The organism is Paenibacillus montanisoli (assembly GCF_003268025.1).
Classification (GTDB): Bacteria; Bacillota; Bacilli; order Paenibacillales; family Paenibacillaceae; genus Paenibacillus_Z; species Paenibacillus_Z montanisoli.
The window spans coordinates 1,209,111-1,223,834 of record NZ_QLUW01000001.1 but is presented as its reverse complement, the minus strand read 5'-3'; the positions used below and the strand labels follow the sequence as shown (position 1 = coordinate 1,223,834).

Annotated in this window: 14 protein-coding genes; all 14 read right to left on the bottom strand. The window is 56.6% G+C overall.

The window, feature by feature from the left end; all coding sequences use genetic code 11:
- Positions 1-6: 6 nt before the first annotated feature.
- The 14 genes from DL346_RS05375 to obgE all read right to left on the bottom strand — a co-directional run bounded on the left by DL346_RS05375 (position 7) and on the right by obgE (position 14,720).
- The gene (locus DL346_RS05375) at positions 7-2,202 is read right to left on the bottom strand and encodes a SpoIID/LytB domain-containing protein (protein ID WP_240633034.1); all 2,196 of its coding nucleotides are present in this window, start codon (positions 2,200-2,202) and stop codon (positions 7-9) included.
- A gap of 22 nt (positions 2,203-2,224) precedes the next feature.
- Entirely contained in the window at positions 2,225-2,671 is a 447-nt protein-coding gene (locus DL346_RS05370) for a thiol-disulfide oxidoreductase DCC family protein (protein WP_112881010.1), read from the bottom strand.
- Between the two features lie 17 nt (positions 2,672-2,688).
- Positions 2,689-3,735: a Holliday junction branch migration DNA helicase RuvB gene (gene ruvB, locus DL346_RS05365; protein ID WP_112881009.1), complete on the bottom strand. Its 1,047-nt coding sequence runs from the start codon at positions 3,733-3,735 to the stop codon at positions 2,689-2,691.
- Positions 3,736-3,754: 19 nt separating this feature from the next.
- Positions 3,755-4,387 (bottom strand): Holliday junction branch migration protein RuvA, encoded by a 633-nt coding sequence (gene ruvA / locus DL346_RS05360; protein ID WP_112881008.1) that lies wholly within the window; start codon positions 4,385-4,387, stop codon positions 3,755-3,757.
- Positions 4,384-4,887 carry a crossover junction endodeoxyribonuclease RuvC gene (gene ruvC / locus DL346_RS05355; RefSeq protein ID WP_112881007.1) on the bottom strand — a complete coding sequence of 168 codons (504 nt, stop codon included), beginning with the start codon at positions 4,885-4,887 and terminating at the stop codon, positions 4,384-4,386. Before ruvC ends, ruvA begins: the two co-directional genes overlap by 4 nt.
- Positions 4,888-5,086: 199 nt before the next feature.
- Positions 5,087-5,719 (bottom strand): BofC C-terminal domain-containing protein, encoded by a 633-nt coding sequence (locus DL346_RS05350; protein ID WP_112881006.1) that lies wholly within the window; start codon positions 5,717-5,719, stop codon positions 5,087-5,089.
- Between the two features lie 137 nt (positions 5,720-5,856).
- Positions 5,857-7,383, bottom strand: a complete 1,527-nt coding sequence (locus DL346_RS29715) for a LysM peptidoglycan-binding domain-containing protein (protein WP_276311508.1) — start codon at positions 7,381-7,383, stop codon at positions 5,857-5,859.
- A gap of 184 nt (positions 7,384-7,567) precedes the next feature.
- Positions 7,568-8,449, bottom strand: coding sequence for a branched-chain-amino-acid transaminase (ilvE, locus tag DL346_RS05340; RefSeq protein ID WP_112881005.1), 882 nt, complete (start codon positions 8,447-8,449; stop codon positions 7,568-7,570).
- 30 nt (positions 8,450-8,479) lie between these two features.
- Positions 8,480-9,361, bottom strand: coding sequence for a prephenate dehydratase (pheA, locus tag DL346_RS05335; RefSeq protein WP_112881004.1), 882 nt, complete (start codon positions 9,359-9,361; stop codon positions 8,480-8,482).
- Entirely contained in the window at positions 9,358-10,335 is a 978-nt protein-coding gene (thrB, locus tag DL346_RS05330; protein WP_112881003.1) for a homoserine kinase, read from the bottom strand. The genes pheA and thrB overlap by 4 nt, the downstream gene beginning before the upstream one ends.
- Positions 10,332-11,405 carry a threonine synthase gene (gene thrC / locus DL346_RS05325; RefSeq protein ID WP_112881002.1) on the bottom strand — a complete coding sequence of 358 codons (1,074 nt, stop codon included), beginning with the start codon at positions 11,403-11,405 and terminating at the stop codon, positions 10,332-10,334. Before thrC ends, thrB begins: the two co-directional genes overlap by 4 nt.
- 36 nt (positions 11,406-11,441) lie before the next feature.
- Positions 11,442-12,728 carry a homoserine dehydrogenase gene (locus DL346_RS05320; RefSeq protein ID WP_112881001.1) on the bottom strand — a complete coding sequence of 429 codons (1,287 nt, stop codon included), beginning with the start codon at positions 12,726-12,728 and terminating at the stop codon, positions 11,442-11,444.
- Between the two features lie 29 nt (positions 12,729-12,757).
- Complete coding sequence (locus DL346_RS05315) at positions 12,758-13,195, bottom strand: ACT domain-containing protein (RefSeq protein WP_112881000.1); 438 nt, start codon at positions 13,193-13,195, stop codon at positions 12,758-12,760.
- A 199-nt stretch (positions 13,196-13,394) separates the two neighbouring features.
- Positions 13,395-14,720, bottom strand: coding sequence for a GTPase ObgE (gene obgE / locus DL346_RS05310; protein ID WP_112880999.1), 1,326 nt, complete (start codon positions 14,718-14,720; stop codon positions 13,395-13,397).
- Between the last annotated feature and the right edge of the window lie 4 nt (positions 14,721-14,724).

Here is a 14,724-nt window from a genome sequence, read left to right as displayed (position 1 = left end):
GAGTTCTCATTCCTTAACGATCGTTACGTCTTTGTAATAGTATTGCATTATATATTTATAGTCATACCCAAGCTCTGCCAATCCGCGGGCACCATATTGGGACAGCCCGACGCCGTGACCGTTCCCGGATCCTACGAAACGGAAGCCCGGCTCCTTCGTCGCTGCGCGAAGCTCGCCGTCTCCGTTCAGAATGAAGACGTTGCGGTCTTTCAATTCCTTCGCGGAGCCGCTGCCGCCGATCAAATACATAGCACCGGAATCGGTCACGGCCGGACGATTCCGGATCTCGCCATCTCCGCCGGCTATCGTCATACGGGCCGTTTCATCGATTCGGAAAAACGTGCTCGGCAGTCCGCCGAAGGCGGAACGGAACAAATCCGGATATTTCACCGTCAGCTTCTGCCCGTTTACGAGCAGTTCCGTCGGACGTCCCGACGGCCCTTTCTGGCTCACTTCAAGCGTCGAGATCTTGCCGTTACCCGGCACCTTGACCTTTCCGTTCATCATAGTTTGCAGTTCATCGGAGGAATAGGTTCCACGAACCCATGACATCTCGTTGGATTGCGATACCTTCTCCAGCTGAACGACAAGCGTTCCGCGGCTGGCTTGGTCCACGACCGGCACATTGTCTTGTACGAGCGGAACCGGCCGGACTTTAGCGCCATCCGTGTTTACGCGAAGTATCGGATGGCCGGTCATCGAAGTTTGATTGGTCTCGTCCAACAAATCCTCACGCGTATACCCGACCGATCCGTTCGGAAGCACGATCCGGTACCAGCGGTACAGCCCCTTCTCCGAGGACTCGTCCGGACTTTGGACGGTCTTCAAATAATCGACGTTGCTCCCCCAAATTTCCTTCGGGTCGGCCGTTGCGCCGCCTGCGCTCGATGAGAAGACCGTCTCGATCACCTTGCCGTTATACATCGCCACTTCGCCGCTTGTCGCATCGACCGCCGCAATCGTAGCCGGCTTCTCCGCGCCGATGCCTCCGTAAGCTTGGCTCAGCGTGCTGTCTACCACATGCGCGATTTGGAACCCGAAGCCTTGGTAGAGCGCGTAGGTGCGGGCAGCCACCGCCTGTGATTTCAATGCTTCCGCGGGCCAAGAGGAAGGCATTTCCGCCCCGACTACCGCGTACAAATATTGCTCGAACGGCAACTCATTGATGACGGCCAGCTTGTTGTTAAATCCGCTCACTTCAAGCGAGCCGCGGTAGCTCCGGTTATACCGCTCCATCAGCTTGATGCCTGTCGGCGCGTCGGCCGAGAGCCATAGCTTCGTGCCCGTAACCGGTACCGAATAGAGCGTCGCGGGAGGCTTCGAAGCCGATTCTGCCGTCGTATAATCATCGCGCATTAATAAATATGCAGCTCCTGCATCCGTCTGCCGGAGCGATAGCGCCCCGTTAATTTGCTGGGCTTGCGCCTTCGCCCGGTTAAGCGCCGTCTGATCGCTCTCCGCGCCGACGACGACGGTATAGATACCCGGAGCGCTGCCGGTCTGCTTCATCGCGGCATAAGCTTCCACGCCGGATGCGCTGAACGTCTGGGCAGCCTGCACCGCTTCGGCTTTCGACGCGTAGACGGTATCGGTCTCCAAATGAAGCGGACCGATCAGTCCGGCATTCCCGGATTTGCCGGCAAGCCCCGCCAGCGTGGCGTCCTTCAGCCAGCGGTCTCCCGCGGCTTTCGCTTCCGCGGCAGAGGCGTATGAGCCTTCTGCGATCTGATACAGCTTGCCGCGCGGATCGCCCGATGCCGTCATCAAACCGGATGCGCCCATCGCTTTCAGCCGCTTGAGTGCGGAGAGCGCGGTCATGTAATCCGTCGTCTCAAGCAACAGCGGCTTATAATCGTCAAGCGCGAACCTGACGGTCTCGCTTGGCGAGGTTTGAAACATCGGGACGACGCCCGATGGCTGGCGCACCCCAACCTGCAGCCCTCCGGCCGAGCTGAACGTGGCCGCGGCCGTATCAAGCTTATATTTGCTCGTATTCACGAAGATCGCAACACGAATGTTATCCAGCTTCGGGACCGCCGCACCTCTTGACGGTACAGATGTCCATACGGATAGCGCCATCACGCCGGTCATCAGAACCGTCATCGTACGAATCGCCTTCGGCAGCCTGGCTCGCTTGGCATCTTGAACTCGCGGCGCCTTCGCCTCGTTCGCCTGAACGGCGTTTATGCCTTTCGTCGGCAAAACTTCCACTCCTTCACACGGTCTATTCTTTTTTAGGAAGCGTACAAGCGCCTTCGTGGCAGCCGTCATCGGCTCGGCCAAACCAATCGTAGCGCTTCGCCGCAATAACCCGGTACAAGCCGTCCCCCGCGATTCTTAGCCCCGGCACGCGATAAAGCCAAGCTAGCCACCGCAATCCTTTGACGGTTCGCAAAATCCGCACGACGCCGGCCGCTCCCGCATGCAGCGTTCCATCGGCTTCGACTACGTGCATCTTCGTCAGCAGCATGGCCTGATCGAATGATGCCAGCCCGGGGACCGTTTCATAGGTTTCCTCCAGCGATTGAACCGGAATAAACCGCAAATCCGCCGTCGATTGCAGCTCCTTCAGCTTGCGGACGGTGCCAAGGCATAAATTGCAGTTCCCGTCGTATAGGACAATCAACTTTTCACGTTTATTCTCGTTCCTGCTTCGTGGGTTCCTAGCCATTGTACATCGCCGCCTTTCTAGTTCCCGGCCTCTGTTCCGCCATCAGCGCCCGGTTCTCCCCCTGCCTGCTGAGGAACGGGAAGCCCCAAGTGCCGATATGCGAGCGGCGTGACCATCCGTCCCCGCGGTGTCCGCTGCAGGAAGCCGATCTGCATCAAGTACGGCTCATACACATCCTCGATCGTCTGACTTTCTTCGCCGATCGTTGCCGCGATCGTATCGAGCCCGACAGGGCCTCCGCGATAGATGGTCATCATCGCGCGCAGCATCTTGTGGTCGATGCTGTCGAGCCCGAGCGGATCGACTTGAATGAGTCCGAGCGCGCTGCGGGCAAGCTCATGCGTCACGATGCCGTCGTTGCGCACCTGCGCGAAATCGCGGACGCGCTTGAGCAGCCGGTTCGCGATACGCGGCGTTCCGCGCGAACGCATCGCAATCTCCTGCGCCGCTTCGCCGATGACGCTGACGCCGAGAATTTCAGCCGCCCGCGATACAATGAACGCAAGCTCGTCAACGGTGTAGAACTCCAGCCGGCTGACGACGCCGAAACGGTCGCGCAGCGGCGCGGACAGCAGTCCGGCGCGGGTCGTGGCGCCGATCAGCGTAAACGGCGGCAAATCCAAGCGGACCGAGCGCGCGCTCGGCCCTTTGCCGATCATAATGTCCAGCGCGAAATCCTCCATCGCCGGATACAGCACTTCCTCCACCGACCGGTGAAGCCGGTGGATCTCGTCGATGAACAGCACGTCGCCTTCCTGCAAATTCGTCAGAAGCGCGGCAAGATCCCCGGGCCGTTCGATCGCAGGGCCGCTCGTCGTGCGCAAATTCACGCCGAGCTCGTTGGCGATAATGTTGGACAGCGTCGTTTTCCCAAGTCCCGGAGGTCCGTACAGCAGCACGTGGTCCAGCGCTTCCTTGCGCAGCTTCGCCGCCTCGATGAATACCTTCAAGTTCTCTTTCACTTGCGTCTGACCGATATATTCAGCCAAATAGCGTGGACGCAAACTAAGCTCCACCGCTTGATCTTCCATCATGAGGTTGGCGGAAATAATCCTCTCGTCCATTCGCGCTTACCCCTCTCTGCTAGCCTTTGAACAATTGCTGCAGCGCCCTCTTCATCAGTGCATCCACCGATTCGTCCGGCACCTCTTTATCCTTCATCCCTTGCCAAGCGCGGTCAAGCTCCGCCGCTGTATAGCCGAGCGTCATCAGCGCTTCGCGCGCTTCACGCCAGTTCTGACCGCCTTCGAATAAGGTGCCCTTCGTATCGGCATCATCCAGCGCGACGCTGGCAGCGGCGAAGCTGAAGCCGCCCGGGATCATATCGAGCTTATCCTTCAAATCCAGAATCATCCGCTGCGCCGTCTTCTTCCCGATGCCGGGAAGCTTGGTCAAGAATGATAGATTCTCCTGCTGGATAGCCGCTGCGATCGTCTCCGGCTTCCCGCCTGCCAGTACTCCGAGCGCTACGCGCGGGCCGATGCCCGATACGTCCAGAAGCTTGCGGAACATCGCTTGCTCTTCGCGGTTCGAGAAGCCGAAGAGCAGCGTCGCATCCTCTCGCACGTGGTGGTGGATATAGATCGTAACAACATCGTCGCTCTTGGCGAACGCATACGGATTCGGCGTAAACACCCGATAACCGATATCCCTCACATCGATAACGACGTATTCCGTATCCAAGTGGACGACGCGTCCTCTCACATAATCGATCATAAGCGCTTCTCCCCGTTAATTTTTTGCGTGAGTACGGATGAGTGCGCATGGCAAATCGCCACCGCCAGCGCATCCGCCACATCGTCAGGCTTCGGAATGGCGCTCAGCTTTAGAAACATGCGCACCATTTCCTGCACCTGGCGCTTCTCCGCTTTGCCGTAGCCGACAATGGCCTGCTTCACCTGCAGAGGCGTATATTCGGTAATCGGAAGTCCCCGCTGGGCCGCGGCCAAGATCATGACGCCACGCGCTTGCCCGACTGAAAAGGCCGTCGTGACGTTTTTATTGAAGAATAGTTTCTCTACCGCTACCGTATCCGGCTTATAGCGGTCCATCAACGCACAGGTAGACTCATAGACTTGCTTGAGCCGTTCCTCTTGAGGCGTGTGGGCTTCCGTTTGTATGCAGCCATATTGAACGGGAACGAGCTTGCTCCCGATTTTGTCGATGAAGCCAAACCCGACGATCGCAATTCCCGGGTCAATTCCTAGTACGCGCAAGCCTCTTCCTCTCCTCCGTGCCAAATAATAGACTGGACAAAAATTGGCTTCCATCCATTATAGCAAATGATCCGAAGAATGAGAACACGCGTTTTGTCTTTCGCGCTGCGCCGCAAACGAAAAAAGGGCCGCCCGTTACGCACGGGCCGCCCTTACACATAGCTGATGCTTGTCCAAACTGCCGTCTAACCAGCCTTGCCTAAAAGTCGCGTTTCATCACTTTCTCGCTTCGGTCGACCGCATAATCGCTGAATGTGGAAAGCACGCTGTTGAATTCGTCCTTATCCGTGATGCGAATGCCGTTCACCAGCTCATCGATCCGTTCCTTCGGCAGGCTGCTTTCCATATAATTTACGTCCAACTGGAAAAAAGTCCGCAGCACTTTCTCTTTCTTCGGCGAACCGTCAAAGAGCGACAGATGACCGGCCTTATCCAAGCCAAAGGTGCCGTTACGCTTGCAGGACTCCGATAGATCGTCGATGCGCTCCTCCATCACGACCGCCCGCTGCTCATCCAGCATAGCCGTCCATTCCGGATGCTCCTTCATCAAGCCCAGCGCCTCCTTCGAGGTCATGCTGCCGAGCGCCTTCGTCTCCTCGCCGCATAAATAAACCCGGTGCAGCTTGACCGTTACCTGCTCGGATTGCGACGCCAGCACCTCGATCACGCTCCGCATGCCGGCTGCCGGCTTATCCGGCACCGCGGCATGAGCGGAACGGGCGCCAGCGAAGGAAAGCATGGCAGCCGCAAGCAGACAGCCCAGCTGCCAAATCGGCCGCCGTGTGCGCCGCAGCTTCTTTTTTAACTTTTTCCAGAGGCTGAATTCCAACATAAGGAACTCCCCTTTTTACCTTTTTTGCTAGTGTTGCACCTGGACTGGAGAATTATGCACATCATCTTTGCTCAAAAAAGAAACCGCCCCGGCCGTCATCGGAAAAGTCTTCCGATTGATGCCCGGGCGGCACGAGATTAATGGTTAATCCAAGGGAGGCTTCCGCGGCGCTTCGGCTTTACGATGCGCGTCTGGCGAACGACCGCCTTCTTCACCGTTTTGCGCGGAGCAGCGGATTTGTTTTCGGAAGCCGGAACCGATTCTTCTTCGAATAGCTCGAGTTCATCCTCGCGTTTCTCATGGCAGCCGCAGTTGCATTTTTTCTTGCCGGTCGACGCGCCGGCTACCGCTGGGGATACAGGAGCGCCGTAGCCATAGCCGCCAAATGGACCCGTGCCTGCCGGGGAAACCATCGACGGGTCAAAGCCATAACCGCCGTGCGGGCCCATCCCTGCCGGGGAGACCATCGACGGATCGTAGCCGTAGCCGCCGTGCGGGCCCATCCCTGCCGGAGAGACCATCGACTGATCATAGCCGTAGCCGCCGTCGTACGGGCCCATCCCTGCCGGAGAGACCATCGAGTGATCATAGCCGTAACCGCCGCCGTGCGGGCTCATCCCTGCCGGAGAGACCATCGACGGGTCATAGCCGTAGCCGCCGCCGTGCGGACCCATTTCGGCCGGCGACACCATCGACGGATCGAAACCGTAGCCGCCGCCGTGCGGACCCATTTCAGCCGGCGACACCATCGACGGATCGAAGCCGTAGCCGCCGCCGTGCGGACCCATTTCGACTGGCGACACCATCGACGGACCATGGCCATAGCTTGGCGCACCCCACGGCGAAGTGACCGGCGGGCACCAATTCATATCCTGAGCAGGGCTGACTGCTGTCGGATGGCCGTAGCCGCCCGTCATGACCGGCGACACCGCCTCCGGCATCTTCTGCATATCAAATCCTGACATGACCTCCGTTGCGGGAACGCCGTATTGCTTGAACAGATCGACATGCTGTTCGTATGAATTGTACACGGGGTACTTCTTCTTCTCCATAACCGGCAGCTCCGGCAATGGGGTAGGTACTGGCTCCGGCAACGGCGTCGGCATAGGCGCTGGCGCCACCTGCTCCGGAAGGACTTCAGGTACCGGCATCGGCATCGGCATCGTGCTCGGCTTCTGACCTGTCGATTTCTTGCCGATGAACGGCGCGGTCGACATTTTGCCCATCAAGCCTTGAACGCCCTGCATGACGGAAGCCGGATGCAGCGGATGATTTCCGGTTCCGGACTTGTTGCTGTCGCTTTGAGCTTGCATGGTCATCTCATTCATGTGGTGCGACGATCCTGGCTTAGGTATATTGACAACCTCACCCGTCAGCAGCACGTTCGGATTTTTCAGCTGCGGATTGGCTTTAATCATATCGCTGAGCGGAATTCCCCAAGCTTTCGAAAGCTTCCACAGCGTATCGCCCTGCTGAACGACATGCTGGTGCATGATGTCCATGTTTCCATGATGAGATGCCGGCACTTTGATCTTCATCCCAACATCGATCTGGTCCGGATTTGTGATGGTGGGGTTGAGCTTGATGATTTCTTCCAGCGAAACGTTGTATTTCTGGGAAATGTGATACAGCGTATCGCCTTTCTTGACAATATGGATTTTCACTTGCCAAAAACCTCCTGTCACGTTTGTACGCCTTGGGCAGACGCGGTAAACGCCCATTATCAATCCCTACATCCTATGCACGAGGTAGGCGGGTGTCACCCATCGGCACAAAAAAAAGTTGAAGTCCGAACCAGGCTTTCGCCTGGCGGAAACTTCAACTTTATCCGCTTGATGATATCTGTTTTTATCCGTACACCTTCACGCCGTCCACTTCAACCGTCTTGCGGAATTCCTCCAGCAGATGCGTCGTAATCGGACCTGCTTTGCCTCCGCCGATCGTGCGTCCGTCCACCTCGCGAACCGCGATCACCTCTGCGGCCGTGCCGGTAAAGAATACCTCGTCCGCCACATAAACGTCATGCAGCGTGAACGGCTCTTCCTTGAGCGTATAGCCAAGCTTGCCGCACAGCTCGATAATCGTCGCGCGCGTAATGCCTTCAAGCGCTCCGACGTAACAAGGCGGTGTATAAACGACGCCTCGCTTAATGATAAAGATATTATCGCTAGATCCTTCCGCCACGTACCCTTGCGCGTTCAGCATGATCGCTTCGCCTACGCCGGCCAGGTTCGCTTGGATTTTGACAAGAATGTTGTTCAAGTAATTGAGCGACTTGATCTTCGGATTCAGCGCATCCGGGATGTTGCGGCGCTGCGACACCGACACCGACACCAATCCGTCGCGGTAAGCTTCGGCGGGATAAATGGCGAGCTGCTCGACGATGATGATGACCCACGCTTGCGGGCAGCGCTTCGGATCCAGGCCGAGATTGCCGGGGCCGCGCGAAACGACCAAACGGATGTAGCCGTCGCTAAGCTCGTTGCGGCGGATCGTTTCGATCAAAGCTTTCTCCATTTCGTCATAAGAAAGCGGGATATCGAGCATAATCGATTTGGCCGAGTCGTAAAGACGGTCAAGATGCTCTTTGCATTTGAAAATATTGCCGTTGTAAATCCGGATGCCTTCAAAAATGCCGTCCCCGTATAGAAAACCATGATCGAATACGGAAACCTTGGCATTTTCCTTGCTGACATAATCACCATTCAGATAAATGACTTGCTCTGCCATGACTATATGCGCACCTCCGCGAGAATTGAGTTACAACTGCTCCGGCGAACTATATTTAAAACTCGGATAGCTTCCCAGAACGCGAACCTGGCAGCCGATCGCTTCGATCTCGGCGATAGCGGACGGGAGCAGGATCGTGTCCATCGACATTTCGATGTCGATCAGAAAATAATAATTGCCCAGCTTCTTCTTCGTTGGCCGCGACTCAATCCGGGACAGGTTGATCCGGCGCCACGAAAACGCGGAAAGCACTTGATGCAGCGCACCCGGATAATCCTCCGGCAGCGTAATGAGTATGCTCGTCTTATGCTTCTGCGATTCACGAAGCGTGAACGGCTCCTGGCCTACCAGCAGAAACCGGGTGAAATTGTTATCGTGATCGGTAACGGCCGACTCGAGTACCGTCAACTCATTGTCCGCGGCGGCGGATACTTGCCCGATCGCAGCCCAGCCCCTGCCCGGATTGTCTTTGACGATCCGCACGGCCTCTGCTGTGCTGCTGACATGCTCCAGCTCCGCATGCGGGAGATGCTGTTTCAAATATTGCGTACACTGCGCCATCGCGACAGGATGACTCATCACCTTCACGATTTTGCTGTACGCCAGCTCCCCGCCTTCCGTTAGCTCGTCCACATCGCCGATTAAGTTTTGAATGGAAGGATAGACCCACTCGGCTTGAATCGGCAGGTTAACTTCGTCTACGAGCCAATCGGTATGTAAGCTTACGGAGCCGTCGATGGTATTCTCGATTGGAATGATGGAATAGGCCGTTTTGCCTTCCGCCGTCGAAAGAAACACATCGGCGATCAGGCGATGATACGAATAATGAATGTCGGCGCCATGGCCGTTCAATAAATATCGTGCCGCTTCGTCGGATGTCGAGCCCTTCGTTAAACACGCTACGCTTATCATGCCCTGACTTCTCCTTTAATCCGTTCCATGAACGATTGTGCCTGCTGACCTTCGCTCACGGTGATCTCCGGCCCATGCACGCATGGCTTCAGCCACATTGTTTCCGCATGGATGCCGTGATCCTTAAGCGTATGGATCAGAAAAGATTCCAGCTCCGCCTTGCGCGGGCTGTTCCGGTCAACGAGCGTCAGAAGCGTCGGTCCCGCTCCGCTCAACGCAACGCCCAGCGCTCCGCGCCCTGTCGCTTGCTCCAAGATTTCGGCCATTCCCGGGATTAACGCCGCGCGGTATGGCTGATGCAGCCGATCCCGCATCGCAAACCGGATCAGCTCCAGATTGCCGCTTGCAAATGCGGCCACCAGCAAGGAGCTGCTCGCTACATTAAAGACAGCGTCTTTCATCGTAATTTGCGTTGGCAGCGCATTCCGCGCTTTCTCCGTCGCCAGCTGGAACGACGGAATCGCGACGAGCACGTCCAAATCGGCGTGAGGCTCGATCCTGACCTTCTCCGCGCGCTGTCCGTCCCAAGCCGCTACGACGATACCGCCGAAGAGCGAAGCGCTGACGTTGTCCGGATGGCCTTCCAGCTCGCTGGCCATCTGGAACAGCTTGTCTTCGCTGAGCGGACTGCCGATCAGCGCATTAGCCGCGACTAACGCCGCGACAATTGCGGAAGCGCTGCTGCCCAGTCCGCGCGTCAGCGGAATATCGCTGTACATCGCGACGTGCAGCTCCGGCACCTGGACGCCAGCCGCCTCAAACACCTGCTGCGCCACGGTGTAAATCAAATTGGATTTATCGGTCGGAATTCCTTCCATCCCGTCTCCGTACAAATCAAATGAGGTGATGCCGTCGCTCGAAACCGACATTTCGATCCATGTATATAGAGACAGCGCCATGCCAAGCGTATCGAAGCCAGGCCCGAGGTTCGCCGTGCTGGCCGGCACCTTTACCATTACCCGGCGATGCATCATTTTACCGCACCTTCGAGCTCACGGATCGCGTTCATAACGGCTTCCTCGGTATCGTCAACGACGATCGGCTCCGCTTGTACGCTCTTAATGGCGATATTAGGGTCTTTCAAACCATGTCCGGTCAAGACGCAGACGACCGTTTCGCCGCCCTTGAACGCGCCTTCGCGTTTCAGCTTGAGCACGCCGGCGATAGACGCCGCCGAAGCCGGCTCCGCGAAAATCCCTTCGCGGCTGGCGATCAGCTTGTACGCATGAAGAATTTCTTCATCCGTAACGTAGTTGATCTGGCCGTTCGATTCCTCCGCTGCGGCCACTGCCGTCTTCCAGCTTGCCGGATTGCCGATCCGAATCGCCGTTGCGATCGTCTCAGGCTCTGCAATAGGCTCGCCTTTCACGATCGCCATGGCGCCTTCCGCTTCAAAGCCGACCATTTTCGGCAGCGAGCTGATCCTACCGCGCTCATGCATCTCCTTGAAGCCTTTCCAATATGCCGAAATGTTGCCCGCGTTGCCGACCGGAATCGCCAAATAATCGGGCGCCGTGCCGCCTAGCTGATCCACGACCTCGAACGCAGCCGTCTTCTGGCCTTCGATCCGATAAGGGTTGACCGAGTTCACGAGCGTAATCGGGTGTTTTGCCGTAATGTCTCGAACGATTTCAAGCGCGCGGTCGAAGTTGCCGTTAATCGCGATGACCTTCGCCCCGTAAATAATCGCTTGAGCCAGCTTGCCAAGCGCAATGTTGTTGTTTGGAATCAACACGATGCAGTTCAGGCCGCCGCGCGCCGCGTAGGCTGCCGCTGCCGCGGAAGTGTTGCCTGTGGACGCGCACATGATTGTCGTGCTGCCTTCCTCCATCGCTTTCGCAACGGCCATCACCATGCCGCGGTCCTTAAATGAACCTGTCGGGTTAAGGCCTTCATATTTGAAGAACAGATTCAGACCGAGCTCCTCGGACAAGTTTTCAGCGCGTACCAAAGGCGTGTTGCCTTCTTGCAGCGTCAGCATCGGCGTGTTTTCGTTTACCGGCAAATAGTCTTTGTACGTTTCGAGCAAGCCTAGATATCTCATGGGATGATAGAACTCCTTTGTATGTGAAAATAAAAATTAGCCTTCTACGCGGTAAACGCTCTTGATCTCTTTGACGACGTCCATGCTTTCCAGCGCCTTCAGCACCTTCTGTGCGGCTGCTTTATTCGCATCATGCGTAATGATGATGATTTCCGCTTCCGGAATGCTTGGGTTCGGCTGCTGCAGCACGGATTCCAAGCTTACCTCATACTCGGCGAACGCTTGCGTAATGCGTGCCAGCACGCCGGCGCGATCCGCGACATGAAGCAGCATGAAATATTTGGAGGCGATTTGCTCGTCGGTTTTGAGCTTCTTTTCTTTATAAGCGATTTGCTGCTGCTTGCCGTTCACGCCCAGCTTCAGGTTCTTCACGACTGCGACAAGGTCCGCCACGACGGAAGTCGCCGTCGGCAGCTCGCCTGCGCCGGCGCCGTAGAACATGGTCTCGCCGACCGCTTCGCCGTAAACATAAACCGCGTTGAATACGCCATTGACCGACGCGATCGGATGAGAGATCTTGACCATCGTCGGCTGAACGCTGACGCTGATATAGTCGTCCTGACGCTCGGCGATGCCGAGCAGCTTCACTTCATAGCCTAAACGTTTTGCATATAGGATATCCTCGCGGCTGATTCGGGAAATGCCTTTGACATCGACATCCTCAAGCGCTACGTTAGCCCTGAAGCCAAGCGTGGCGAGGATCGTCATTTTGCGGGCCGCGTCCAAGCCCTCGACGTCGGAAGTCGGGTCCGCTTCGGCATAGCCAAGCTCCTGCGCTTCTTTCAGCACGTCTGCATAGGCCGCGCCTTCCTTGCTCATTTTGGTCAGAATATAGTTCGTCGTGCCGTTTACGATCCCCATAATTTTCGTAATGCGGTCGGACGAGAAGCCTTCGATCAGCGTGCGAATGATGGGGATGCCGCCGGCAACGCTCGCTTCATACAGCACATCGCAGCCGTTCTCCTGCGCCTTCGCCAAAATCTCCGGGCCGTGCAGCGCCATAAGATCCTTGTTGGCCGTAACGATATGTTTCCCTCGGGACAGCGCTTCAAGAATGTAATTCTTCGTCAGCTCAATGCCGCCCATAACCTCTACGATGACATCGATATCCGGATTATAGATGATTTCCCAAACGTCTTCCGTCAGCTTGTCAGGTGCGATGCTGATGGAACGCGTCTTGCTTTTATTTTGAACGAGTACTTTCTCGATCACGATCGGCGAGCCGACTTGACTCTCCAAATCGGATTGATGGCCTTCCACGATGCGGACAACGCCCGTACCGACTGTCCCTAGGCCGAGCAAACCTACTTTAATTGGTTTCATTGTTCTGTTTTCCTCCAGTTTGAATGTCTCTATCCTTGCCCGATGATCGCAGCTTTACGTACGCCGTCATGCCTGCGGATGCCTTCGATAAGCTCGGAAAGCGAACCATTCATCGTCGACGTGTCCACTGAAATGATCACATTGGCAAGCCCTTGCAGCGGGATGGTTTGGTGGATCGTGAGCACATTTCCTTCCGTGTCGGCAACAAGGCCCAGCACCTTGGACAGGACGCCCGAACGATGGTCGAGGTCCATGGAAACGGTGACGATCGCCTCCCGGTTCAATTGATTTTGCGTATAGACGCCATCCTTGTATTTATAGAAGGCGCTTCGGCTCAAGCCTACTCGCTCCGTCGCTTCATGGACGGTAGCCGCTTCGCCGCGCCGGAGCATTTCCTTTACCTGAATCGTCTTCAAGATCGCTTCCGGCAACATGTCCTCGCGGACGACAAAATATCGTTCCTCCACTTGCCGTCCTCCTATAAAAGACATTTGTTCTTCCATAGAGGACATTATAACGAAAATTGACGAATGCGGCAATAGGCAATGCTAAGCAATACCCCCTATTATACCTGAATTGCCCTCCAATAGAATAAAAAAACTGCTGCGGGGCGTCCGCGCTTCTTGCGCTTGACGCCGCCGCAGCAGCCTCTGTCCATTTCGTTCGTTATTCGTGGTAGTAAAAATCGCTGCCTTCGAAAAATTCGAAGGTGTATTCGCCGATCCGGACGATATCGCCATCCTTGGCGCCTATTTTGCGAAGCTCGGCATCGACGCCCATTTGACGCATCGTACGCGCGAAGCGCATGATCGCATCGTACGAATTGTTCAGGTTGACCCGCTTCATGAACTTCTCGATGAACGGACTTTCGACGTAGAAGCCTTCGTTCTCCTTGCCCACCTTGAAGGAGCGGTCTTCTTCTTTCTCCAGCTTGTAGACCTTCCGTTCCGCCACGTCCTTAACCTCTTCGATCAAGCGGGTATCCGGCACGGTTTCGAGCAAGTCCGCCGCCTTGTACAGCAGCTCCTGCACGCCTTTTTTGGTCAAAGAGGACATCGGCACGATCTCGTGCTTCACTTCGTCTTCCGCCTCAAGCTGTTCGCGGAACAGCTCCAGCTGCTCCTCCGCCTCCGGCATGTCCATCTTGTTGGCCACGATGATTTGCGGTCGTTCCGCCAGAATCGAATTGTACAGCTCCAACTCCTGATTGATCTTCTTCCAGTCGTCGAACGGGTCGCGTCCTTCCGAGCCCGACATATCCAGCACGTGCAAAATAATGCGCGTACGCTCGACATGCCGCAGAAAATCATGGCCTAGCCCTACGCCTTCATGCGCGCCTTCGATCAGTCCGGGCAGGTCGGCCATGACGAAGCTGCGTCCGTCTCCAACATCGACAACGCCGAGATTCGGCGTCAGCGTCGTAAAGTGATAAGCGCCGATCTTCGGCTGAGCTGCAGACACGACCGACAACAGCGTCGACTTGCCAACGCTCGGGAAGCCGACCAGGCCCACATCGGCCATGACTTTCAGCTCGAGCGTAATCCACCGCTCCTCGCCTTCCTCGCCGTTCTCGGCAAAATCCGGCGCCGGATTGCTTGCGCTCGCGAACCGGCAGTTGCCGCGTCCGCCGCGTCCGCCCTTGGCGACGATGATTTCCGAGCCGTGCTGCGTCATATCCGCAATGATCGAATCCGACTCGTCGTCAATGATGACCGTGCCCGGAGGGATGCGGACAATCATATCCTCCGCGTTAGCGCCGTGCATTGTTTTCACTTTGCCGCGCTCGCCGCGCTGGCCCTTGAAGTGGCGCTGGTAGCGGAAATCCATTAACGTGCGAAGCCCTTCGTCCACGCGGAAGATCACATCGCCGCCTTTGCCGCCGTCGCCGCCGGCCGGCCCTCCGTTCGGTACATACTTTTCGCGGCGGTAGGAAACGATCCCGTTCCCGCCGTCGCCGCCCTTAACAAATATTTTTGCTTTATCGACAAACATTGCC

What these genes read in the sequence shown, in the direction of transcription:
- thrC (WP_112881002.1), bottom strand. Translation starts at nt 11,405, where the DNA reads ATGAGATATCTAGGCTTGCTCGAAACGTACAAAGACTATTTGCCGGTA.
- ruvB (WP_112881009.1), bottom strand. Translation starts at nt 3,735, where the DNA reads ATGGACGAGAGGATTATTTCCGCCAACCTCATGATGGAAGATCAAGCG.
- DL346_RS05350 (WP_112881006.1), bottom strand. Translation starts at nt 5,719, where the DNA reads ATGTTGGAATTCAGCCTCTGGAAAAAGTTAAAAAAGAAGCTGCGGCGC.
- thrB (WP_112881003.1), bottom strand. Translation starts at nt 10,335, where the DNA reads ATGATGCATCGCCGGGTAATGGTAAAGGTGCCGGCCAGCACGGCGAAC.
- ruvA (WP_112881008.1), bottom strand. Translation starts at nt 4,387, where the DNA reads ATGATCGATTATGTGAGAGGACGCGTCGTCCACTTGGATACGGAATAC.
- DL346_RS05320 (WP_112881001.1), bottom strand. Translation starts at nt 12,728, where the DNA reads ATGAAACCAATTAAAGTAGGTTTGCTCGGCCTAGGGACAGTCGGTACG.
- obgE (WP_112880999.1), bottom strand. Translation starts at nt 14,720, where the DNA reads ATGTTTGTCGATAAAGCAAAAATATTTGTTAAGGGCGGCGACGGCGGG.
- pheA (WP_112881004.1), bottom strand. Translation starts at nt 9,361, where the DNA reads ATGATAAGCGTAGCGTGTTTAACGAAGGGCTCGACATCCGACGAAGCG.
- ilvE (WP_112881005.1), bottom strand. Translation starts at nt 8,449, where the DNA reads ATGGCAGAGCAAGTCATTTATCTGAATGGTGATTATGTCAGCAAGGAA.
- DL346_RS05370 (WP_112881010.1), bottom strand. Translation starts at nt 2,671, where the DNA reads ATGGCTAGGAACCCACGAAGCAGGAACGAGAATAAACGTGAAAAGTTG.